The organism is Bacillus thuringiensis, assembly GCF_022095615.2.
GTDB classification, from domain to species: Bacteria; Bacillota; Bacilli; order Bacillales; family Bacillaceae_G; genus Bacillus_A; species Bacillus_A cereus_AG.
In genome coordinates this window covers 127,214-150,174 of record NZ_CP155561.1, presented here as the reverse complement: position 1 = coordinate 150,174, position 22,961 = coordinate 127,214, and the positions used below count along the sequence as shown (strand labels likewise).

Genomic DNA, 22,961 nt, shown 5'->3' with positions numbered 1-22,961 from the left:
ATGTTTAGATTACTTATTAAGGTCCACTTACTAAAGACCAAGTGACCGTTGAAGTATAAGCAGCTTGCCTATTCTTCCCTACATAGGTTTTCCCTGGGTCTAGCTGAAGTTGGAATGCATTTGGGCCAAAATCTATTTGATATTCTCCAATCGCTACATCTTTTGAAGCCTGGATAATGGTATGTGCTGCCCCATTATCAATAGGCGTATTCGGAACCTGTACAGTAGGTTTTCCTGTCTCTGGCCCTTTTACTTTTGTTACACTCACTTGATTTTTCAAGTATAGAGAACCCTTTGGCAATTGTTTTGATATGTTCGACTCTGTAAATGGTGATATAGTAACATTCAATCTCCATCCATCCGCTTGATTCCGACTATCATGTATCATGATTTTCCCTAGCGTACCAAGTGAATTTTGTTTTTCTCCATCTAATCGAATCGGACTGAATTCCACACTTTTTGGTACAGTGAGCATGTCTACATGCCCTTTTTGTGTGGTAGAAACATGCTTTGTTGCACTTTTATTTCCAGCTTTATCTACTGTTCGGATATGTACATATTGCGGCTTAGAATAATCCGTCGGAAACTGAATGCTGGTCTGACTTGTAAACTGAATACCACTTACATTATCAAGTGATATATCCGGTTTATCATTTACTACATATTCATATCCCTTTACTCCACTTGTTACAGTTGCAGGAACTTCCTTAGAAAAGTCCGAAATGCCATTCCTACCTACTCCACGAATTTTATAATGATAGGTACTCCCCACATCTTCCGCAGGGGCAAACGTTACTTTAGTTTCTTTCAGTTCACTATTTTCAATTTGGAAGCTTTCTGGTGCGGTTGGTGCTGCCTGATCCCTTGCCTCTTTATCTACATAATCAGAGAGTCTCCCCTTATATATTTCCTGATTCCCTCTGTATACTTCTGCTTCCGACGCATACCCCACTTTTAACTCATCCACATAGGTAATCCCTTCTGAATACGCAAGCATAAAAAAAGTTACTCCTCGTTGCTCCGTAATATAAAAAGGATTATTTGCAACTTGGGTATTCATACTAAATGTAGACCATCCATTTATGTCTTTATTAGAATCATCCTTTGTGACCGTACGATTATTTGGTAATTGGATAGGCGCTGCCCATTTTCTTGTTTTTAAGCGGTCACCTTGTTTCATTGAAGTCATAATAGGACTATTTAATATTAACTTCCCCCGTCCAGAACCATCCTGATAAGGAATTACTTTATCTACCATCGGAGAATCTTGATACACATCTTTATTTATGTCCGAAGTTATATGTTTTCTATCCTTTGGTATGTTGGTACCTGGTTCTCTTTCCGGAAACAAAGAGATATTACTAATCTCTAACTCTTTCGAACCGGATGGCACATCTTTTAATACAGTAGCGTTGTAGTAATCAAACTCTCTCCCCGTTTCCCAACTTCCATCACCAAAAAAGCTAATCTTTCCTAATCCTTGTGACTTTGCTTTAAAGGTAGCGGAAATATAAGCATTATTAGGGACGTTTAGCCTCTTAAAAACAGCAATAGAATCTGTTTTAACCGTATAGGGATATAAGACTCGATTTCCTCCTAATTTTGTATCAAATACTTTGTATCCACTGGTATCTGCACCATTTGGATAAAAGACTTCTGATTGTAAACTTTGATTCCCATTCCCATAAAATTCTCCCCAACCATTCATTAAATTGACATCTTTAGGGTTATTAAAATCAATTTTCCATAGTACATCTTGATCTAAGATATCAATTGCCCATTCCAATTTGACCTCATTCTCTTTTCCACTTGCAGTGAGTGTTGGAATACCATTCTGCTGGCTTACTGCTTGATCAGCTAATATAGAATTATCTTTTGAATCAAGAAATAGGCATGAAGCACTTAAAAGCATGATTGAAGTGAGAACCTTCCCCCATTTCATCATTGTCCCCTCCTTTCGTTTTTATGCTGTCTAAGAGGCTTTCTTTTCCTCTTTCTGTTTTGCATGTTTCTTTCTCCACCATACAAATACAAATATTGAAATGATTACGATTACAACACCAGACACTATCATATACGTTTGATTAGAATACGTCGGTACCACCTTTACTGCACCTGTTTGTTCCGCGTACTCTGTCACATTAGAAGCAGTTATCTGGAATTCTTCTTTATATGTTTTTGGTACACCATTCTCTTTTATTGTGACTTTTAGCATATACGTTCCATCTTTGTACTCTTTCGCTTTCCATGGAATAGCCAATCCTACCTTAGATTTAGGGGCAACATTGAACACTGGCATATTCCCATGAAATAGCACATTATCCTGAGATAAAACCTCATAGTAAACTGCCACATCTCTCACGATATTTGCATTTGTATTTTGAATAAGAACATGTACTTGAGGTTGTGTTGGGTATGATTCAATTGCTGTGCCATTTAACTGTAAAGATAATTTTTTAACAGAATTTTCAGTCTTATCTGCATTCAACTGTATCGCTACCGCATATTCAATTCTGTTATGTACAGAGAAATTCAATCCATCTTTTTCAAGCCCTTGCGATTTACTATCTTGCGCTAATTCAAATAATAATCCCCCCAAAAAAACTCCATCTTGATTAGGTGTCGTTACATGTATCTCTAGGGTTTTCATTTGATTTCCATCTAAAGTAACGGTTGAAGGGGCTTGTACGTACTGATCCATATAAAAATCTTTATCACTTAATGTACTTTGTGAAACCTCACGATTTGGCACATACATAATACCACCATTTGTAGAGGTGAGTGCATTAGCCACTTTTATATTTACTTTGATAGGGGTATTAGCCTTATTATGTACATCCATTTTTATTGTTTGGTTCTGTTTCTTTTTCACCTGTAAATTATAATAATTTTTGATATCACCTAACTGATTATCTGGAACATGAATGTTAACATCAAATGGTAGACTATCCTGTTTTTCTTCTGCATAAACAAGCTGAAAAGATTTTGAACTTAAACTTAAAATAAGTATAATAGCCACCAATATACTAATAGAAACTTTACTTACATAGCCTTTCAATTTTCCCCCTTCTTTCTATGTACAGAAGAGAACCATACCTATAATATGAATCTCTTCTGCTTGATCATTGCTAATTAAGGTCCTGTTACAATGGAATACGTAAGTTTCGACTCATACGAGGTAGCACCAGCCTTATTTTCTACATACGTACTATGAGGGTTTAATGTTAAAGCCATTGACTTATCATTAAATGCTACGTTATATTTCCCCATGCCTTCATCTTTTTTCGCACTTAAAATCGTAACTTGATTATCTGTATCTATAATATAGTTAGCCGTTTTAAACTCCGGATTAGGTGAACTGGTCCCTCCTACTTTCGTTATAGCAGCACCACCACTATTTAAAACTAAAGAGCCCTTTGGAAGTGTTCGATTTGATTGTGTAGCTCCACTTACTTTAAATTGATCTGCTTTTACATTGATTCTCCAACCATTTCCTGAACCTGTCGCATCTGTCACTGTAAGTACTCCAGGATTGGCATTTGTCACTTGGGTTTCTCCACTTAGCGTTACGTCGTTAAAGTTACTAATTGGTGTAACCGCAATATTATGTTCGCCACCCGTTATGCTTTGATTTAATTTTGTCTCAGCTGTTGTTGCTGCGCTTGTTGGTGTACTCATTACTGATATACCTAGTACAATTGTTGCCAATGTAGGAATCATTACTTTACACAATTTCATCGTTAGTCCTCCTCATTTTTTTGGAATAGAAGGAGCCACTTAAAACGTGACTCCTCTTATATACAAACCTAAAAAAATTAGATTTAGTTCCAAGAATCTACATCTGCATTTTTTGATGCTTTAGTGAATCGAGCTAAAATTGTGTCATAACCACCTTGGATTGCTTTCCATACAAACGGCCCGATGACTAGTACGATAATGACCGCCAGAGCGATTAACATACCGTTTTCTGATGATAACTGTGAATCCTCGTTTTTTAACCAATTCTTCATTTTTTTAAACATGATTTAATCTCCCTATCTATTTATTTGCGAAATTATTATTTTCTAACACTAACCAAGTGAAACTTTAATCTGTGGGGTTTTCTTTCCCCTTGACTAATGAACAGTTAAACCAATTGGGCATTTACAGGCAGCTAATTCTCTACCTAACTTCTTTTTCTAAATTTTTAAGGTAGTAGTTTCGCTACCTATTAACGCTGGATAAATTATTATCCTACTAGTTGTTCCAAGAGTTTACATCTGCATTTTTTGATGCCTTTGTGAATCGAGCTAGGATCGTGTCATATCCGCCTTGGATTGCTTTCCATACAAACGGGCCAATTACTAATACAATAATTACCGCCAAGGCGATTAACATACCGTTTTCTGATGATAGTTGTGAATCCTCATTTTTTAACCATTTTTTCATTTTTGTTAACATAAATAAATCTCCCTTATCTATTTATTTGAGCTATACATAATAAACATCATTCATCTAAAACTTCTATTGTTTGTTCCAAGTATTCACATCTGCATTGCTTGATGCTTTTGTAAATCGAGCTAGAATCGTGTCATATCCGCCTTGGATTGCTTTCCATACAAACGGGCCAATTACTAATACAATAATTACCGCCAAGGCGATTAACATACCGTTTTCTGATGATAATTGTGAGTTCTCGTTTTTTAACCATTTTTTCATTTTTGTTAACATGTATATTACTCCTTTTCCTATTCCATTTTTGATACTGTATTCTATAAACTTGCAAATCCTTGCATTAAGGATTGAATAACAATCACCATTGGATAAATCACAATACAGCCAATAACTGCGACGTTAAATTTATTCATTTCCATTGGCTTATTTTGAATGAGACGGTTATAGTTCTCATGTTTTAATTCGCGCATCATTTTAATTTGTGCATCCATAATACGAAGACTCTGTACCTTGTCCGTCTTTTGCGCTTGTTGCAACGCAATCGTAAAGGTATTTACTTCTGGACTATTTAAAGCAGCAGAAAAGTTTCGAAATGGTTGATCCGAACCTGCATACATTTCTAATTCCGCTGTAAGTGTAGATACATATGGACGAAGGTGTCTCCCAGCATATATCTGTGCCTTTTTTACTGCTTCTAATATTGTGTGTGTTTTTAACAACTGCAGCATTGGAATTAGATATTCTGGTAATTCGAACTTCCTTGCTTCAATTGCCTGCTTTATTCTTCTCTTCAATAGATAATCAGGATAGAAATAAAGCAGTGGTGAAATCAAAACACCCACTTTAAATAAGTAGTAATCATGAAATACCGTACATATCAAGAAAACCGAGGTGAAAATGATGGGATACGCAACCTTCATTTTCAAATATTCTTCTGGTTTCGTATCCAAACCAGCTTCTTCTAATTTCTTCTGGATTTGCTCTTTCTTTTCTTCTGTCAGATACTTATGTGATAACGACTGGAAGGGAGCGAGCATCATTTGATTTAAATTCTTTTTTTCAATTCGTTTTGCATTTTCTACATAGTTTTTAAGTAGGCTGCCACTGTCTTTTTTACTTTGTAGAAAGGTAGAGAATACCCAGTACATGACAACGAATACCACTACAGCTAAAATCGTAGCCACTTTATTCCCCTCTTTCTATTGGATTATAGTTTGCAATCTTTTCTACACGGGTTGCTAAGAAAAATACAATGAACATATTTACCGCTAATGCAATTTTCCCCATCATAGAACCTGCTAAAAATCCATATGCTTCTTTTGACATCAACATAATCACAATCGGCATGGCAATGACGATTAAGCAGTTCTGTACAAAGGCACGTTGTGCTTGTGACAAACTAGAACGTAATCTTGCCAGATATAGCTTTTGTTTTTCGAAATCTTCTGCAATATCTAGTAAGACTTGTACCGAATTTGCTCCGCCTTCACGGCTACATACTTCCAACATTTCGTGGAAGAAAACCAATTCTCTAAAGTTAAAGGTTTCATTAAACCCTCTAAACGCACGGTGCATCGTTGTTCCACCTTCTAATAAAAGAGAAACTTTTTCTATTTCTTCTTGAATGCTCTCATGCATCATTGGCTTAACTTGCACTAACACACGTTTGGCGTTATTGCTAATTTGGAGTGCATTCGCTACAGCCTTCATATAGATAGAAAGTCGATCAATGACAACCAAGTAGTAGCGCTTTTTTCTTCGATGGAGAAGAAATTTCGGAACTAGAAATCCACATAAAACGGAAATCAATGTAAAAGGATCTCTCCCAAAAGAAAAATAGAATACCGCCGCAATACTCATTCCGGAAAGAATCGTATATACCCAGTACATGCTTTTCGTCAATTTCCACTCGAACTTTTGCGCTTCTTGAATAATGGATTGCGGTAGATACATTCGTATCCCTCTGATATTCCTTAATTCCAAGCGCCTTTCTTCTTTCTCATTTTCATGTACAAATTGAGAAAGGGTAGAACCTTTAGATTTTGAAAGAAGTAAAACGAGTAATAACACGCTAATAAAGATTAAAAATATACATCCATAGGCTAACCAACTATGCATGCTGCACCTCCTGTTGTGAAAGGAATGATGCGTAAAGAGTTGGATTTACAATAGAAGAACGGAACTTCCTTTCCATATCAGCCGACATTGTCGCTGTAGTGATATGATCTCCATGAATCTTTCCTACTCTCTCATTCATTTCATCATATTCCTCACCTGTAGGAATAAACTGAGATAGTTGATTGAACTGTATATCATCTTGATAGTCCAATAATTCAATCACCTCTGTAATGTAGCGATTTCCATCACCTTTCTTCTCTAAAAACACAATCACATCAAATGTCTGTGAAATTAATTCATATAAATATTTAGCATCAATGTTCGCACCACTTTGCAGGCACATGAGCATTAAACGTCTTACGGCCTCTTTCGCACTTCTTGCATGGACAGAAGTAAAGCCAGGGTGTCCTGTTTGGAAGAAGTTCAGCATTTTTAATGCTTCTTTTCCCCTTGATTCCCCTACAATTAATCGCTTTGGCCCTTGACGTAACGCATTCGTTAACAATCTATCAAAATCAATTGCATTCTCTTCTACTTCGGATGCCCTACACTGCATCGGAACAAAATGATGTTCTGGAAATATGCGATGTAAATAGAGTTCAGGGTTATCTTCTACTACCAGAGTACGTTCTTTTTTCTTCCCTTTCGGAATATGAGAAGCAAGATATTTCATAAACTCTGACTTCCCTGTACCTGTTGCTCCCGCCACTAGAATATTCATTTTTGCTTTCACAGCTGCAGCTAAGAAATCTAGTATTTCTTTTGTTGCTTGATTCGTAGATAACATACGCTCTTCAGAAGCACGAAGATGATCAGCATTTTTACGAATTGTTATTGTTGTACCCAATCCCCCAAGTTCATCTAATGCAATATTGATACGTATATAGGGAAATACGCAGTCTACATAGGGTTTAGCTGTATTTAAGGATTCTGAAGTACTGTTTACCATCTTGTAGGCTAAAGCTTTGACTTCTTCTTCCGTTTCAAATCGATAAGGAAATGTACATTCTCCCTCCCCTATTTTTTCGTAAATTATCTCTTTTGTACCATTTATATAAATATCGGTTACGTCCTTATCCTCTTTCAAAGTCTCTATAATTCCAAATCCAACAATATCATCACACACCATATTTAGTAACTGTTCAGAAGGTACATCTGAAATGACGACTTGGTTGCTTAATAAGAAACCTTTAATGATTCGCTCTACAGCTTTCCTCTTTTCTTTATTCATAAAGGATTCGCTTAAGATATTACGATGGTCTTTTACTAAAAACGCACGAATTTCATCCGTTATATCTTTAATTTGTTGAGCTGTAGTTGTTCCTAACCTTCGAGCCGATTTGGAACGAATCATATAACCAAAGTGATATAAATCAACTCGATTTCGCTTTAAGGCGACTTGTTTTTCCTGTAAATAGCCCCACATACTACTTGCCTCCTTTTTAATTTCTTAAACCAAAGAGACCCTTTTTCATAGAGGATGTATGCTGGGTTGGGATATCAAGACCAGCTGCTTCCATAATGTGATGGACCTTTGTATTAATTTGTGGGGAACCAGATTGCATCCCCCATTCGTAACTCGTACGATCTCTGTCATACGGAATTGTAACCGCAATTTTTTGGGAAGAAAGCTTTTCAATATCTTCTACATAATCCTCATCTCCCATATTCAAAACATGAACCATACGAGGCAATGTTAGCTTTGCTTCTTCTAGTAGTTGTAATTCTCTTTTAATTGCTATTGCACCACGAGGGTTGCCATTTAACACATGAACAACAAGGTCTGATTGATATAGGATTGGATAACTCAGCACCTCGGATAATTCAGTTGGTACCGATAGAATGATATAATCGTATTCTGTATCTGCAAGTGATTCTATAAATGTCGTTACAAACAGTTCTTTATTTTGAATCTCTGGAAATTGAGCTAAGCTATAACCTGATGGAAATACTAGAAAATCCATCTTATCGTGCAACTTTTGCATCAACCTTGGATTCACTTTTTTCTCTAATAAATCTTGCTTGGTACAAATATACTGCGAGAGATTATATTCATTTTCTTTTCTTACAAGCTCTAAGATGTTTTTACTATCGTGGCTAAGACCAGTTCCTACTGCAAAGCTTGGTCTTACTTGGTCTGCTTCAACATAAAGCACCTTTTTCCCTAAATGAGCTAATTCATTTGCCATCGCAATACTTAATGTGCTTTTTCCTACATTTTCATTTATTGCATAAAAGGCAATGATTCTTACTTGCCGCTCCATCTTTATAACCCCTTTCTTACTTAGATTCATTCAGATACTGTGCTACATACTCTTTTACATTTTTAGAAATTGGATTAGTCGAATGCTTCTCTACATAGTCTAAAATGTTCTTTTGATCAGATATTTGTGAGAATCCTTCAGCTGGTTCTAATGCTTTCCCTGTTTGCTCCACCTTTTGTCCAACTGCAACTGGAATCACATCTCCCAATGTTTTTGCACGATTTAAGTATTGAAGTTGTTCAGGTGAAACAGCCAGTGTGTATAATCGTGTTACTTTAGGCTTTTGTTTTCCTTCTTGTTCCTCTTTTGATTCTTTCTTTTCTAGCACAAATGCATCTTCTGTATTGCTATCTTTTGCAGCAGTCACACGAACACGTTGGAACAAACCACCGAATACAACTTTCTCATTGTCTCCCTCTTTTACAACCTGTTTGAAATACAGGTCTACATACGTGTTCGGGATAATACTATTCCCTGAACTTGTTTCCAAATCAACAAGTAACGGGAATGCAACTTCCCCCTCTTTCAAATTTAAAATAGCAGAATCCGGTAACTCCTCTTTTTTTACTACTTTATTTTTGAATAGATAGCTATTTTCGATAATGGGTTGCCCATCATTTGTCCATTTTCCTACTACATCTTTTTTGCTTACACGTAATGCATTTGGCGGAATGGCATCACCAGGCAATGTACGTTCCACTAACATGTCTTCTTTAATCTCTGTATGCGCAGGTATATCCTTTGCGGCCACAACAATCTTTGTTGGTTTTACTGCATTTTCTACTGCGAAATGATTGTATCCATAGATACCCGCTACTGTTGCAGCAGCTAAACCTACCGCAGCAATCTGCTTCTTTTGAAACTTAGATGGCTTCAATGTTTGTGTTCCTCCTTAAGTAGCCTTTAAACGCAAAAAAAGGACACACCTATGGCATAATGCGCCGTAGGTGTGTCCTTTTAGCTAATCTAAAGTCTATATAAAAATGTTGGATTTGTTTTCTTTAATATTACAATTTCAATATTATGATATATATCGTTTTATGTCAATCATTTCTAAAAAAAATATTATTTTTACCATTTCAAAACTCTAATTCAAAAACCTAAAAACCCTTAAAAACGTTGTCATATCAAGGTTTTTAAGCTATTAATCCACCCAGGAATATGGTATAATAAGTATAATGCAACTGAATATTTCAGGGTGGTCGGTTGCTATCCTTTCTCTTTTATTTTATGGAGAAAGGAGGTGATCGAATGGACATACTTTTCACAATAGCAATTGAGATTTTGAAAGTAATTGCTAGAGAAGTCGCTGTATTTTTTGCAAAACATATAGGAAAATACCTATCAACGTTTTGGAAGAAAAGGCAAAAAAAGCGACGAAAAACGAAAAGAACCACCCAACGCCGCAAACGTACTTGGTGGTTCAATAAAAAATAACTAAATTTTTAGTAACCAACCACCTTGCGGTAACAGTTACATGAGACGAGATGTTGACGCATCTCGTCTTTATTAGTTTATGCAAAAACTATATTTGTAATACTTCTACACATATTATAACATCAACTATGGTCCATGTCATGTCTCTGCATCCTAGTGGATGAAATAAATAATTTTTTTTCTAAAACGAAATCAATTTTGTTCCTGTTTCAAAATACTTTGCAGGAGCGTAGCTTTTCCCATTCCGATCCTGAAATTCACTACCAATGCACAGAGATACAATCATTGCGACGACCCCGATGAAAATTGCACGTCTTACACGTTGTTTTTTCTTTCTATCCACTTTAAATTCCCCCTTCTACGAAAAAAAGGCACATCCCAATTAAGGAATGTGCCTTTGGATTATCCATTCAGCTACTAGTTTAAGAACGATTTCTTTTGTCGATTCATCTAATTATACTATATTTAATTTTTATTTCCCATTTTCATGTAATACCAATCCGTCAGTTTATGAAGTAATTCTTCTTTACCTACCCAGTTCCAGCCTACCCCACTACCACCTGGGAATGGATCATCTGGGAAAACTCTTCTTCTTATAAAATCATCATACGCAACACCTTTAATTTCTACCTGCTCTGTTAGACACAGACTCATTTCATTAATACCTGCTGGAGCTGTTTCTACATTGAAAGTATATACCCCATCTTTTGTCTTCAGTGGTGAATACCATTTTTGGCCACCATCAATGATTTTCTCTTGTCCATCCCAATATAAAGACTTAGTTGGTCTTTTACTATCAAAAACATGTCCTGTTGCTTCAGATAAATACATATTTTTAGGTAGGAATTTTGCTGTATTATCTTTTAGTTCTTTCTTCTCTAAATCTTGATTAGACTTTAATCCTTCGTCTGCAAATGGATATTGTGCCGTTGCTTTTGCAAATACACCAGGATAATTTGTATTCCAATCATTTTTGTATTTTCCGTTTACTTCATACGAAAGCCCATAACCAGAATGAAGCTTAGATGGTGCTAATTTATCTATACTTCCACTTAATGTTTCATAGAACATTTCTCCCACTGTGTCCTCTTTTGACACACGTTCACTTACTGTTTCTACTACACCTTTTACACTCGTTACACCGCACATCCCTTTTTCAAGAGATGGTGCATAGATAGCTGTTTTAATAGGATTATTTTTATACGTGGTTTCTTCTATATCTAGACGATTACCCGCAGGGTTAATTTCCGCTTGAATTGTTCCTTTCCCCTTATGTTGCCAATCCAAGTTTAGTGTTTTCTTTTCTCCCTCAGTTAATCTTACCTTTTGTGAAGCTACTTGTTGTCCGTTATGTTTTAACACAACTACTGTTTCAGGATTCGTATATTTTTCTTCTAATACATCTAACTTTTTAATTTTATTCTTCTCTTTTTCTAGTTTCTGCCTTGCTGTATCTAACCTACTTGCCGCACTGTCAAGTCTATTTTCTTCCCAAGAACAGTCTCTATCGTAATAGTGATGGTTTCCTTCTGCATCTACCTCATGAATTGGATTACGACGGCAATAACTAAGACTAGACTGCGCACTATCTCTATCGGATTCAGAACTATTTACTGCTTGCTGGGACTTATTAATATTGTTATTTACCTTTGCTCTATATTGGTCACGTTCTGGTTTGAAATTATCACGTGATACATCTATTCTTGTTTTTATATTCTTTTCTTCTCTTGCTGTTTCTCCTTCAATTCGGTCAGCAGAGAAATCAATTTTATATTTAAAATCATCTTCATTATCTGGATTAGGTGTTACTTCTGTACCACAGTTACCATCTATGGTAAAATCAACAGTTTTCTCATTCGATTCCCTTTGAACAGCATCAAGAACTTTAATTTTCGCAGTATATCGGCCACACATTTGTGGCTGCCACTTTAATTCTTCTGACTTAAATTGCCCTGCATCACCTTCATTTGGTTTTTGATTATCTTTTTGCGGATTTGAACGCAGATAATTTTCTTGATGATACACGGTTTCGCCATCTTTTGTAACATCTAACATCCATTTAACTCTGTTTCGTTCTCCAGCAGCTGATTGATATGGATTTACAGTTGTCCCATTTGAATCTCTATCGTTATACCCTTTTCCCTTGCTGACATATTCAAAACCGTTAAATGTAAATTTAACAGGTACATCTTTTTTTCCACTCGTAACTTTAAATTCATTTATCTTAGGCTTACTTGTACGTACATACCACAAGCTATACCTATTTACACTATCTACACCACCAGCTCCTGCATATCCACCAGAAAGGTAAGCTATATCCCTAATCCAATAAAACTTTCCTAAGCTAACATTAGGACCATTAAATCTTTTAATATCATGTTTCTTCAAATTCCCCAAAACAAACTCGGGTTCTCCCCAATACTTATCTTTAACAACAGTTTTCGTAACTTGTTCAACTTCTGTTACCATTCGATCCCCAACAACAACTGCACTGTTAATGTATCCATCATTTGAAATTCGAACATAAGGATCAGATGTATCTTCATTTTGGACTAGATTTTCCCATGGATTTCCCCAATTGAAAGAGCCATTGTAAACGGCAGGAAAATGTAAATCAGCTTTGTAATTGAACTCTTTTGATTTATAGCCACTCCCTGGTCTAAGCAAAATACCGCTTAATTGCAGTTCATCAGATTTTAAAATCGAATTTTTACTGCCATCAAAAAATGGTATATCATTATTCGCCGCACTTGCAACTGATGGTACTGCCAACATTAATGATGCGCAAGTCAATAATAATCCCTTTCTCATTCTCATAAAATCCTCCTTAAACGCAAAAAAAGGACAAACCTGTACCTTGGTGAGGTACGTAAGGTTTGTCCTTTACGTATTTATCATTATATTAAACTTATATGATTATACAATATCTAATTCAACCTGTAAATACTAAATGATTATTTAGGTTCTACTTCTACATACATCATGTGATCTGCTGTAGAATGACCTACGCGAATTTTATATTTACCTTTTTCATAGTTATTAATTGATTGAGCATCTACGCTTTCCTGAATTTCTTTATCTAAAACTAAATCAGAGTTTAACATATTAACCCATTTTTTTGTTAACTCAATAGTTGCTTCATTGTTATCTAAGAAAATAATTTTAAAATCGTTTTCATTATTTGCATCAATATAAACTTGAGCACCTATTGTACCTGCTGGCAAGTACATATTTTTGTCAAGTATTCTAATAGTTCCATTTAAATCTGCATACTTAAGGTTAGTACCATATGTACTATTCACACTCTTGATAAGATTTTGCGCTTCAGTAGAAATGGATTTTTGAGAAATTGAATTATCCATAGCAATCGGATTATAAGTAACATCGTCTGTAGTTAAAACTTTGTCTAAATTCTTTGGTAAATTAGTTTCTGGTTTTGTTTCTGGCTTAGTTTCTGGTTTTGTTTCTGGCTTTGTCTCTGGTTTTGTCTCTGGCTTTGTTTCTGGTTTTGTCTCTGGCTTTGTTTCTGGCTTTGTTTCTGGCTTTGTCTCTGGTTTTGTCTCTGGCTTTGTCTCTGGTTTTGTTTCTGGCTTTGTCTCTGGTTTTGTTTCTTTTTCAACTGCATTAATAGAGTTATATAAGAACTGGCTATATTGTTCACGAGTTACATGTGCATAGGGTGAATACATCTTACCGCCTGTACCAATAGTAACTCCATTTTCTTCTAATGCATTAATTGCGTTATATGCCCAAGAGTTTTTATCCACGTCAGTGAATGATGTTGTTTTAGTAGCTTTAAATTTAAAAGCATTTGTAAGTACTTGTGCCATTTGTTCACGAGTTAGAATATCATCTGGACCATATTTTCCTCCACCATAACCCGCGATAAGCCCCTCTTTAGCAAGTGCTAAGATTTCTTTTTCGAACATGTGCCCTTTAATATCTGTAAATGGATTTTTGAAACTAGCATCTGCATCTGTTGGTTTTACATATGCATAAATCATACGAGCAACTTGCCCACGAGTTACATTGTCACCAAAACCAAAAACATTATTTCCGTATCCTGCTACTACTTTACGGTTTGCTAAATCATAAATTGCCTTAGTAGACCAATGATTTGCTGGAACATCATTGAATTTTAATGAATCTGTGTTATCAGCCTTAGCAGTAAATGCTCCTGCTCCTAGTAATGATGTACCCATAATTGTTAGTGCTGTTGCTGTTTTTAAAAATTTGTTAGCCATTGATTGTTCCTCCAAGTATATTAGTTTTTTTATAGATTCCTTTATTGTACCGAATTTAAATATAAAATCCAGATACTTTAACATATTAATTTATTAATTTATTAATTTGCGTTTTTTATAACCGCTGTTCTATATGGAAAATATTACCATATAGAACTAGGCTTGTAAAGTATTCTTATATATTTATTTTTAAATATATTTTTCTAGCAAAAAAACTATACTTTTCAGCATAGTCTTTTATAGTATAAATCTTAGAATTTTCATTACTTAAAATACACTTGTCCCCATCCATCTTTATTCGCCCATATCGGAGCCTTTATGCCATCTACCCCAATTATTTTAAATATGAAGAAATGGTGTTCTGCTTTTACTTTAAAAGAAAGGGATTCGTTATGATCAATCCGACCTTTGGTATACTCATACTTCCAGCCATCCATGTTTTCTTCTTTCATTCTTTTCTCTATCCCAGGGACTAAATCAACTCTTTTTCCGTTGTAATCATATTGAAATCCACCTTTATTCTCCGCAATTTCTACCATATCAGCAGCCAAGTTATGTGCCTTCACTAACTGTATTCCATACAAAACACCTTCGGGTAAAAGGCTAATTAATAATAAAGAAAGGGTAAGGAATAGAGCCGTAGTTACTGTATTTTGCATTCTTAATGCACCTACTCTTTTTCTTTATTTTACGTTTCCGCCTAATTGTTTTTCTTTTGCATTTGCATCATAGATAATAATACTTCTTGCTTTACTCTTTATCGTTTCTTTTTTTTCATCAAATTGCTTAAAATAGCTAGCAGCTTCTGCATCACCTTCGACAGCAATCATTGCTGGTTTCTCCTGTACATCATAGACAGTAAAGTTACGTTTTGAAGCAGGATCCTTAAAATCAGCATTACTGTTATACGCTTTTTCAAACTCCTTTTTCGCTTTTTCTGGATCAATAGCTATTTCTTCTTCTGCACGAAGAGTACCTATTTTTACAGACTTAGCCAAGGCTATCTCGCCACCCCTTTCTAAAGAAGATTTATTATCAGTATGTGTTGTATCTCCAATCACCATATCAGTTACAAAGAACAGACAACCTACAAATAACAGCAACATACTTGCTGCAACGATAAACTTTTGCATTCCACTTCATCCTCCCTTAACTTTCAGACTTCCGAAATCGAAATCCGCTTAAAATAGAATTTTTCTTTTGGTTCAACAATTGATTTGGCAGCAATAACTCTGCTATTTCCTTCATGATTCCTTCTAGCTCTTTATAATAGTTCCGACTGGATAGTAACGTACTACTATTTAATTGAGCTTCAAATACATCTTCTATTTCATATGGCGGTAAAGCAGTTAATAACTTATCTCCAAAACATTCTTCTACTACTTCATGCTTTAAAAGTGCAGAAGAAAACCTATTCCCAATGATTCTCGTTTTCTCTAAAGCTAAGTAAGAAACGAGCTTTCTCTCTTTTTGTGTAAGAGGATGCGCTATCTTTAGCAATTGATGCAGATCTGGTTCCGCTACAAAGAAGATGTAATCTGCCATTTCACATATCTCATGGTATAAATCTTTATCCCAATCGCTCCCTGCATCAATAATAGATATAGGTGCTTCTTGATTGGCCAATAAAACCTTAATAAAATGGTCGAAGTCCTGCTCTGTTTCGTTTTTCAGCTCTTGGTCCACTATAGGATTCTTTACGATATAATTTATTCTTCCTTGCTTCCATTTTTGAATTGATAATATATCAGATTCCTTTTGTAACATCTCTTTATACCGCTGCAACATAAATTCACTACGATAGTTTTCAGGTGCTTCCGTATATCCCTTTAATAATGGATACGTATAGCCATCATCATATAGATTCTCTATATAATTCACATCTAGCTGTAGTTCATTTAAGTAAGCAGCTAAAAGATGTGAAACAAAAGTAGCACCACTTCCCCTGTTCATGCTGGCCACAATAATTGTTCTTCTTGGAATAGCGATACCAACTTGTTTTTCATACACCGGCTCAAAAGCCAATTTATACTGCTTTTTTATAATAGGTGCTTTTGGCATCTTCTCTGGAACAGACTTACGCTTTTGTTTGTTTTTAAACAGTTTGTTGGAATTAGAGGAAGATTCACTGTTGCCGCCTTCCTCTAATTCACTTGATACATCCTCTTCTTCCGCATCAACAGGAACCTCAGGTAACTTTGTTTGTTGTGGTGCCTGACTTGCTCCTACAATTTCAGCTACATTTTTAATATCCGACTCTTGCAGTAGCTGCGGAATGACTTTATTATCAATGTCAATTTTACGAGAGTTAAAAATGTCATAGATACCTAGATAAATCAGTTTCGCCAAAAATTCATCATCATTTTCACGCTCTGTAAATACCACAATACGAATATCCCGATTAAAGCGAATATCTCTTAACTTCTGTAAAATAATTAATTCACGTTTCTCTTCATGTCCCGCATCAATATTTAATCGTTTGTCATTAATACATAGAATATTGGGTTGTTCCATATCTAGAATTTCATCAAGATACTTGATGTGCATCACATCACTATCAGCTACTTCAAATCCCGCACCAATAAAATCCTCACGTAAATATGCCGTATATACAGTATCGCTAATAGCTAAAACGATTTTTTTCACCATAGTTAACCTCCTTCAAACTCTAACATTGGATTAAAATCATGTTTTCAATTGGAATTTGTGCCTCAAGATGAACCTTCCCAATAATCTCATTCAAAATATACTCAATTTCAACTTGTTCCGTTGGACGTGGCGCTCCAAAATCAGAATTTAGTTTTACTCGTATTTCTAATCGATCTTGTATCTCATGTAAAGGTGTACCAAGATAAAGAATGCTGTAGTATAAAACACCATCTTCAATATTTTTTTGAATCATATCCTTTGTTTGATGAATAATTGTAACCTCAGCAAGCTCAATAAAAGGATCATTAATTGTTACTTTGCTATTCCAATTTAAATTCCAAATCTCGCAAAGTTCTTCCGCATGTACAACAACTCCATTAACAGAAGGAGTAATAGCGAAAAGACGATCTACAGGAACTTTGGTTAACGAGGTACTATTACCTTTCTTTAATTCAAGTCCTCTTTCCAATCGCTCATGTTCAAAAGCATATTCAGCACCAGTGAATGCAACTTCGCAAAATACTTGTTCTAACAATGGACGAATCCCCTCATATGTTCGTATAGCAAACACACTAAATTCTTGTGTTTCATCTGTACGAATGATTTCGTACAATTCATATTCAGATGCCTCTGCTAAGGCAAAAGGAATATCTTTTATAAAATTCGGATCAGTATATAGAGTCTCAGGAATTTGTGTTTCAGGATGATGTATAAACTCCAGACATAATTGGTAACCTTTTAAAAATGCATTCTTAACAGCTGCAGGGAATAGAGTTTCAAAACGCTTTACATTATTCTTAAACGTTTTTTCTTCAATTTCGTTATTAAACTCTCTTTCTTGTAAGATATTTGCCTTATTCCCTAGTAATAAAAAGTAGTGATTAATAATGTGACTAATATTCTCTTCAAATGCAGTATTGTCCTCACAATACTTTGTAAATCGTTCTTTACTCATGCTCACAATTTCATTCATAGTTTCAAATTCTCCCTTTTTATTGTTATTTATACAAAAAAAGACACACCGATGGCAGGTTAAGTGCCTTCGGTGTGTCCGTTTAGCTAGAAATTAAATCTATTAATTTGTATATTTCTCTTAGTTAATTGTTGTTCACGTATAAGAATACCTCTATGAATTTTAAAAGTCAATAAATAAATTAATTACCTCCTTGTAAACTTATATTTATTCCTTCTTTCTATTTTTCTATGTATTTAATCTAAAAAAATACAAGTAATTAAATATAAATAATCACAAGTATTTTATATAAAACCAACAAGAAATATATATAACTAAACTCAATTATTAATTATAAAGAGATTCAGCAAACACCTCTAAAGCCTTGTATTACATATGTTCCTGGATATTAAGCCAAATTCACTATCGTAATATCCCCATTACATACAAGTTCTACATCATAGAAATCACAAATTAAGAAGTTACATACCATATTACTAAGAATTCACAAGGTTAGAATCATATTATTAAGATAACCACAAGTATTAAATCGAATTATAAACATACTGAATCGTAACCAAACATAATGTAAATCGATTATATGCTTCCGCAAAAATGCTAATAGGTATATTTTCCTAAATAAAAAAGCATGTCTTCAAATTAATGAACATGCCAAATAACCCTTGCTTTTAAGTGATTTTTTAACGAGGGCTGCCGTATATTTTTTCAAAAAAATTAAATAAATTCCGGATAAACACCATTTTTCTTATGATAATTTATCATTGCATCGTGTCTTTCCCCTGTAGACAAGTTTTTTTCCTTAAAACTTATCCAGGACTCTCTAAGCTGTATACGCATAAATGCTGGAATAGAGAATATTTCTTGCTCTTTCAAACAATTTTCAACTTGATCTAATGCATAAGTCATTGCGTAAATTAATAATTCACTTTGTTTTTGTTTTGTCGGTAAATAGATTGCGATATCAACAATTTCTTGCCTAAATGCAGTCATTATATTTTCTTTATCTTTTTTACGTAATGCCTGTCCCATGTGTTTCAAACGAGACACCGCTTCTTTTCTGCACTTCGCTACTGGTCTATGTAATTCTTTTTTATCATTCTCAATTAAGCAGTTTGAAGAAAATACCGCATTGAACTTCTCAATGATGATTTGTTTTACCTGTTTTCTTACACTTGTAATTCTTGTATTATTAGATTTCTTCTCTTTAGAATCGATAGCAGTAAATTGCACAATGGGGTTAATAATTTCTATGTAGTGTCTTACTTTCTTTGCATTACGATTTAATCTCTTTTTTAAGGAAGACATCTTTCTTGTAATCTGAAACTCTTCAATTTTATGTTTATAATGTTCCATACCCACTTTTCTTGAAAAAGTATTGATTAAATCTAAAAGGAATATAATCCCTCTATTATCACGAGCCTTTACTAGACTACTCATTATCGTTGTTTGAATTAGGTGAAATGGAATACGGAAATACGATAGCGATATACCTGTCCTATTTGCAGTTTCTGCAGTAGTGTGACTATACAACGCATAATCTACAATTTCATATACAGTACGATTTCCAACAGGTGTTTCTTTTACGAGTCTACGCTCCAAACAAACTTGAAACCCTGTATAAATTGTTGTGTAGGGAATCCCACTTTTCTTAGCAAGATCCATTATTTGAAATTCACGTGGTAGCATTCCTATATCATTGCATTCAAAGTGAAGCAAGATGTAAGTAGCTAAAGCTGAAGATGGTAACTCTTTTCTTTCATTCTCTAGTTTTACAATGTTTAATAGTCCATTAAAAAATTTAACCCCATGAACTTTAAAGTTCTGTTGGGAAAAAGCCATTTGCGTATGCATAATGTTGCTAACTCCTTTCGAAAGAGCAGAAAAAGGCACTGTCATACCACGGATACAAAAATACTACTCTCTTAAAAAAGTAATACTTGTATGACCACGGTAAACAATGCCTAAAAATACGCAAGAAATCCCCTTTTTAAGTTGCACAAATACATAAGATACAGTAAAATCATCTTATAATTTCATGCAAAATAAAAAGGTTTATTGGCTTTGTTTACCGCAGTTCCTGAACACATTTTTTTGGGATATTGGTATTTGTGCGGTATACCACAATGAAGTAGTTGGCGCTATTTCATTGGGCTGATGACCTTTTTTTGCTTTATTATATTTTTTTATTATACAAATATTTCATTATTAATAAATTTATATCTAGAAAAATACAAAATTATTAAAGTAAGTACATCATATATAGTTTTTTTCATGGTTGCAAGGTGATTTTTTCAAAAGTATGACCTTTGCTAAATGACTATGTATAAATAACCACCACTCAAACGCCCCGTCGAGCGACGCTCAATCAAAAGCCAATTCACTATAAGTGAGAATAATTTAAATATCTACTGATCAATCGCCTGATTGCCGCTCAATTAACAAAAATCATCACTAATAATGAGCATATGTAAAGGTTTTTCATTAACTCGCCCTTTAACCACCCGTCCAATCACCAGTCACTTATATTTAAACGTTGCTATTATTTTATATTGGTTGACCAGTGATTGGTTGGGTGGTTTTATTATATAAAACCAAGTTGTAATCAGTCGATTAATCACCAGTCGACCATGTAGTTGTTTTGAGGTGGATGACCAGTGGGTGGTTGGGGGTTGAGTGTGGAAGCGAGTTTTGAATAAGAATAAACTGTGGATTTCTAATAAAGTTCGATGCCTAGCCAACTGCTGTTTATGATTAATATAAAAATAGTTTCATACTACTAATTAAGTAGAATGAAACTATTGATATTATATAGAAGGATATAAATGAAGAAAATTGATTTGATACCAAAACCTTTTTTTCGATAATTTAGGGGAACATGGCACAACTTATTTCGTATATGGATACAGAGGTGCGCAACCTAAGTTACATTTAGGTGGGTTTAATTCATTGAAAGAAGCTAGACGATTTATTTACAAATATGCTTACAAAAATCCTCAATGGCAAAATGCAGACGGAGACATTAATGAATATAACAATAAACCATCTAGAACTAAAAGTGATAATAAATGGGTATAAGGGCGTAGTTGAAAAAAGGTATAAAAAGTATGCTGATTTTAAAGATTGGAAGAAATAGAATTAGAAAACTCTTTGTATAGTAAAATATATCTAAGTACTATAATTATTATAGTTTAAAACAAGAGTTGTCAACAAATCATATCGTTTATCAATGTACTAAGTTTTAGGAATGATATTAAGGAAAAGCAAAATAAAAAGACTATCAAATGATAGCCTTTTTATTTTTTCCCAAAAAGCTTAGAGAAAAAGCCGCCTTTTTGTTCAGTATTCTCTTGTCGCTGAGCATTAGCACTTTTTTGTTCTTGAATTAATCGTATAGTACTCATTAACTTTTCGTCACGTTCCTCTAATCGCTTATTGATTCTATCGAAATTATCCTGACTTTGTTTAGCCACCGCAGCGAAGAATTCCATATTTTGTTTTGTTAATTCTTCAGTCACTTTAGCTGTAACATCCTCAGTGATTTTTTTCGTCAAAGCTTCTATAAAGTCTGGATTGACCTGTTGTGTTTTAACTAATGAAGTTTCTTTTGGTTCACCATCACCGTCAACATCTTCAGCATAAACATTACGAATAACCGTCGGATCCATATCTAACAGCCCAACAATTTCGTGCTTTTTCTTTGACTCAGAATAATAATGTTGAATCTTTTTTACTGTATCAATACTATCCTCATGAACATATTTAAGTTGGCGTTCTTTTTTTATGTTCAAGTACTCATCAAAATCATTCAACCATCTACGAAGAGTACTTTCAGGAATATCAAGCATGGTTGCTACTTCAGATACGCGATAATAACCATCGCTTAACTGTTCATCAATCATTTGCTCACCACCTAACTATATGATGCTTGTCCTATAATACATTATATAAAAATTCTATAGAAACTAAAAGAACCCCTTTGTAGATTACATAAAATATCATGAACTTTTACACCTGATCACTCAATCGTTCACTGCTCATTTATTTAACTGTATACCAATAATACCTATGTTATCGAGCGGTGATTAGTCGGGTGAGCGCGATTAACACTTGATTATGTACAAAACCACCTCAGAATTCTGTGAATCGAACTAAAAATCCAACATGGGTTTCCACTTATTAAGATGCATCTTTTTTATAATTACGTATTCATTCCAGCTGTTATTACCGCAATAAATACGTAAATATTAAATTATTAATTACGGTAATTATTACGGAAGTATTTAAGTGTTGATTTAATAAGGTTCTTGATTATCATACGTAGATGTATTATAGTTAATACATACGATACTTCGGAAATATATACCGAAGTATTTACGGCTTTTATAACGGTATTAAATTCCGTATAATTATCTTGTCTTTTTGTATCTATAGATAAAATTTATTATTTATTAAAGGTGGTGTGAAATTATTGTCTAATATATCAATGAGCAGTAGTGAGATTATTGATGTACTTTGTGAGAATTTAAATGATGGGATTTGGGCTTTACGTGTACTATACGCAGAGGGCGCAATGAACAAAGAAAAGTTATGGGATTATATCAACCAATATCATAAAGATTATCAAATTGAGAATGAGAAAGATTATGAGGGTAAAAAAATACTTCCATCACGATATGCTTTGGATATTATGACTGCAAGACTTGAAGGAGCAGGGTTAATATCTTTCAAAGCAATAGGACGTGTTCGAATTTATGACGTAACAAATCTAGGAAATGTTTTAATTAAGGAACTTGAAAAACGAGTAGAGAAAAACAACTAAAATAAATATTTGAGGAGGATATA

Annotated in this window: 22 protein-coding genes and 1 pseudogene; 3 read left to right on the top strand and 20 right to left on the bottom strand. The window is 34.3% G+C overall.

All coding sequences use genetic code 11. The annotated features are described in order from the left end of the window. Positions 1-16: 16 nt before the first annotated feature. From KZZ19_RS30205 to cpaB, 11 genes are all read right to left on the bottom strand, one after another. On the bottom strand, positions 17-1,942 hold the full coding sequence (locus KZZ19_RS30205) for a WxL domain-containing protein (RefSeq protein ID WP_237982733.1): 1,926 nt from the start codon (positions 1,940-1,942) through the stop codon (positions 17-19). A 30-nt stretch (positions 1,943-1,972) separates the two neighbouring features. Beyond that, the gene (locus tag KZZ19_RS30200) at positions 1,973-3,058 is read right to left on the bottom strand and encodes a DUF916 domain-containing protein (protein WP_237982734.1); all 1,086 of its coding nucleotides are present in this window, start codon (positions 3,056-3,058) and stop codon (positions 1,973-1,975) included. A gap of 74 nt (positions 3,059-3,132) precedes the next feature. Then, the gene (locus KZZ19_RS30195) at positions 3,133-3,738 is read right to left on the bottom strand and encodes a WxL domain-containing protein (RefSeq protein ID WP_237982735.1); all 606 of its coding nucleotides are present in this window, start codon (positions 3,736-3,738) and stop codon (positions 3,133-3,135) included. Positions 3,739-3,821: 83 nt separating this feature from the next. Continuing rightward, entirely contained in the window at positions 3,822-4,022 is a 201-nt protein-coding gene (locus KZZ19_RS30190; RefSeq protein ID WP_237982736.1) for a hypothetical protein, read from the bottom strand. A gap of 214 nt (positions 4,023-4,236) precedes the next feature. Then, positions 4,237-4,440 (bottom strand): hypothetical protein, encoded by a 204-nt coding sequence (locus KZZ19_RS30185; RefSeq protein ID WP_237982737.1) that lies wholly within the window; start codon positions 4,438-4,440, stop codon positions 4,237-4,239. A gap of 63 nt (positions 4,441-4,503) precedes the next feature. Continuing rightward, the gene (locus KZZ19_RS30180) at positions 4,504-4,710 is read right to left on the bottom strand and encodes a hypothetical protein (RefSeq protein ID WP_237982739.1); all 207 of its coding nucleotides are present in this window, start codon (positions 4,708-4,710) and stop codon (positions 4,504-4,506) included. A 41-nt stretch (positions 4,711-4,751) separates the two neighbouring features. Then, positions 4,752-5,618: a hypothetical protein gene (locus KZZ19_RS30175; RefSeq protein WP_237982740.1), complete on the bottom strand. Its 867-nt coding sequence runs from the start codon at positions 5,616-5,618 to the stop codon at positions 4,752-4,754. Between the two features lies 1 nt (position 5,619). Further along, positions 5,620-6,552 (bottom strand): type II secretion system F family protein, encoded by a 933-nt coding sequence (locus tag KZZ19_RS30170; protein WP_237982741.1) that lies wholly within the window; start codon positions 6,550-6,552, stop codon positions 5,620-5,622. After that, the gene (locus KZZ19_RS30165; RefSeq protein ID WP_348638072.1) at positions 6,545-7,978 is read right to left on the bottom strand and encodes a CpaF family protein; all 1,434 of its coding nucleotides are present in this window, start codon (positions 7,976-7,978) and stop codon (positions 6,545-6,547) included. The genes KZZ19_RS30170 and KZZ19_RS30165 overlap by 8 nt, the downstream gene beginning before the upstream one ends. Before the next feature lie 16 nt (positions 7,979-7,994). Next, the gene (locus KZZ19_RS30160) at positions 7,995-8,816 is read right to left on the bottom strand and encodes an AAA family ATPase (protein WP_348638071.1); all 822 of its coding nucleotides are present in this window, start codon (positions 8,814-8,816) and stop codon (positions 7,995-7,997) included. A 16-nt stretch (positions 8,817-8,832) separates the two neighbouring features. Then, on the bottom strand, positions 8,833-9,693 hold the full coding sequence (gene cpaB, locus KZZ19_RS30155) for a Flp pilus assembly protein CpaB (RefSeq protein ID WP_237982744.1): 861 nt from the start codon (positions 9,691-9,693) through the stop codon (positions 8,833-8,835). Positions 9,694-10,067: 374 nt separating this feature from the next. Between cpaB and KZZ19_RS30150 the strand changes: the two genes are divergently transcribed. Next, positions 10,068-10,253: a hypothetical protein gene (locus KZZ19_RS30150; RefSeq protein WP_202322464.1), complete on the top strand. Its 186-nt coding sequence runs from the start codon at positions 10,068-10,070 to the stop codon at positions 10,251-10,253. A gap of 181 nt (positions 10,254-10,434) precedes the next feature. Here the strand turns inward: KZZ19_RS30150 and KZZ19_RS30145 are convergent, their stop codons facing one another. From KZZ19_RS30145 to KZZ19_RS30110, 8 genes are all read right to left on the bottom strand, one after another. Further along, the gene (locus KZZ19_RS30145) at positions 10,435-10,596 is read right to left on the bottom strand and encodes a hypothetical protein (RefSeq protein ID WP_202322466.1); all 162 of its coding nucleotides are present in this window, start codon (positions 10,594-10,596) and stop codon (positions 10,435-10,437) included. A 122-nt stretch (positions 10,597-10,718) separates the two neighbouring features. Next, positions 10,719-13,070: a hypothetical protein gene (locus KZZ19_RS30140; protein WP_237982745.1), complete on the bottom strand. Its 2,352-nt coding sequence runs from the start codon at positions 13,068-13,070 to the stop codon at positions 10,719-10,721. A 137-nt stretch (positions 13,071-13,207) separates the two neighbouring features. Further along, positions 13,208-14,497, bottom strand: coding sequence for an S-layer homology domain-containing protein (locus KZZ19_RS30135; protein WP_348638070.1), 1,290 nt, complete (start codon positions 14,495-14,497; stop codon positions 13,208-13,210). Positions 14,498-14,760: 263 nt separating this feature from the next. Further along, positions 14,761-15,156, bottom strand: a complete 396-nt coding sequence (locus KZZ19_RS30130; RefSeq protein WP_202322472.1) for a DUF4320 family protein — start codon at positions 15,154-15,156, stop codon at positions 14,761-14,763. Between the two features lie 24 nt (positions 15,157-15,180). After that, the gene (locus KZZ19_RS30125) at positions 15,181-15,630 is read right to left on the bottom strand and encodes a DUF5411 family protein (protein WP_202322474.1); all 450 of its coding nucleotides are present in this window, start codon (positions 15,628-15,630) and stop codon (positions 15,181-15,183) included. Positions 15,631-15,646: 16 nt separating this feature from the next. Further along, entirely contained in the window at positions 15,647-17,146 is a 1,500-nt protein-coding gene (locus KZZ19_RS30120; RefSeq protein ID WP_237982748.1) for a hypothetical protein, read from the bottom strand. 19 nt (positions 17,147-17,165) lie between these two features. Then, complete coding sequence (locus KZZ19_RS30115) at positions 17,166-18,119, bottom strand: hypothetical protein (RefSeq protein ID WP_237982749.1); 954 nt, start codon at positions 18,117-18,119, stop codon at positions 17,166-17,168. A gap of 714 nt (positions 18,120-18,833) precedes the next feature. Then, entirely contained in the window at positions 18,834-19,970 is a 1,137-nt protein-coding gene (locus KZZ19_RS30110; RefSeq protein ID WP_237982750.1) for a hypothetical protein, read from the bottom strand. Between the two features lie 971 nt (positions 19,971-20,941). Here KZZ19_RS30110 and KZZ19_RS30105 point away from each other — a divergent pair. Beyond that, positions 20,942-21,252 (top strand): annotated as a pseudogene (locus tag KZZ19_RS30105) (hypothetical protein). Between the two features lie 160 nt (positions 21,253-21,412). Here KZZ19_RS30105 and KZZ19_RS30100 read toward each other — a convergent pair. Then, positions 21,413-22,018 (bottom strand): DUF3967 domain-containing protein, encoded by a 606-nt coding sequence (locus KZZ19_RS30100; protein WP_237982751.1) that lies wholly within the window; start codon positions 22,016-22,018, stop codon positions 21,413-21,415. A gap of 584 nt (positions 22,019-22,602) precedes the next feature. Between KZZ19_RS30100 and KZZ19_RS30095 the strand changes: the two genes are divergently transcribed. After that, the gene (locus tag KZZ19_RS30095; RefSeq protein WP_095022140.1) at positions 22,603-22,938 is read left to right on the top strand and encodes a cell division protein FtsZ; all 336 of its coding nucleotides are present in this window, start codon (positions 22,603-22,605) and stop codon (positions 22,936-22,938) included. The last annotated feature ends 23 nt before the right edge of the window (positions 22,939-22,961 follow it).

What these genes read in the sequence shown, in the direction of transcription:
- KZZ19_RS30205 (WP_237982733.1), bottom strand. Translation starts at nt 1,942, where the DNA reads ATGAAATGGGGGAAGGTTCTCACTTCAATCATGCTTTTAAGTGCTTCA.
- KZZ19_RS30195 (WP_237982735.1), bottom strand. Translation starts at nt 3,738, where the DNA reads ATGAAATTGTGTAAAGTAATGATTCCTACATTGGCAACAATTGTACTA.
- KZZ19_RS30190 (WP_237982736.1), bottom strand. Translation starts at nt 4,022, where the DNA reads ATGTTTAAAAAAATGAAGAATTGGTTAAAAAACGAGGATTCACAGTTA.
- KZZ19_RS30185 (WP_237982737.1), bottom strand. Translation starts at nt 4,440, where the DNA reads ATGTTAACAAAAATGAAAAAATGGTTAAAAAATGAGGATTCACAACTA.
- KZZ19_RS30180 (WP_237982739.1), bottom strand. Translation starts at nt 4,710, where the DNA reads ATGTTAACAAAAATGAAAAAATGGTTAAAAAACGAGAACTCACAATTA.
- KZZ19_RS30170 (WP_237982741.1), bottom strand. Translation starts at nt 6,552, where the DNA reads ATGCATAGTTGGTTAGCCTATGGATGTATATTTTTAATCTTTATTAGC.
- KZZ19_RS30165 (WP_348638072.1), bottom strand. Translation starts at nt 7,978, where the DNA reads ATGTGGGGCTATTTACAGGAAAAACAAGTCGCCTTAAAGCGAAATCGA.
- KZZ19_RS30160 (WP_348638071.1), bottom strand. Translation starts at nt 8,816, where the DNA reads ATGGAGCGGCAAGTAAGAATCATTGCCTTTTATGCAATAAATGAAAAT.
- KZZ19_RS30150 (WP_202322464.1), top strand. Translation starts at nt 10,068, where the DNA reads ATGGACATACTTTTCACAATAGCAATTGAGATTTTGAAAGTAATTGCT.
- KZZ19_RS30140 (WP_237982745.1), bottom strand. Translation starts at nt 13,070, where the DNA reads ATGAGAATGAGAAAGGGATTATTATTGACTTGCGCATCATTAATGTTG.
- KZZ19_RS30135 (WP_348638070.1), bottom strand. Translation starts at nt 14,497, where the DNA reads ATGGCTAACAAATTTTTAAAAACAGCAACAGCACTAACAATTATGGGT.
- KZZ19_RS30130 (WP_202322472.1), bottom strand. Translation starts at nt 15,156, where the DNA reads ATGCAAAATACAGTAACTACGGCTCTATTCCTTACCCTTTCTTTATTA.
- KZZ19_RS30125 (WP_202322474.1), bottom strand. Translation starts at nt 15,630, where the DNA reads ATGCAAAAGTTTATCGTTGCAGCAAGTATGTTGCTGTTATTTGTAGGT.
- KZZ19_RS30120 (WP_237982748.1), bottom strand. Translation starts at nt 17,146, where the DNA reads ATGGTGAAAAAAATCGTTTTAGCTATTAGCGATACTGTATATACGGCA.
- KZZ19_RS30115 (WP_237982749.1), bottom strand. Translation starts at nt 18,119, where the DNA reads ATGAATGAAATTGTGAGCATGAGTAAAGAACGATTTACAAAGTATTGT.
- KZZ19_RS30110 (WP_237982750.1), bottom strand. Translation starts at nt 19,970, where the DNA reads ATGCATACGCAAATGGCTTTTTCCCAACAGAACTTTAAAGTTCATGGG.
- KZZ19_RS30100 (WP_237982751.1), bottom strand. Translation starts at nt 22,018, where the DNA reads ATGATTGATGAACAGTTAAGCGATGGTTATTATCGCGTATCTGAAGTA.
- KZZ19_RS30095 (WP_095022140.1), top strand. Translation starts at nt 22,603, where the DNA reads ATGAGCAGTAGTGAGATTATTGATGTACTTTGTGAGAATTTAAATGAT.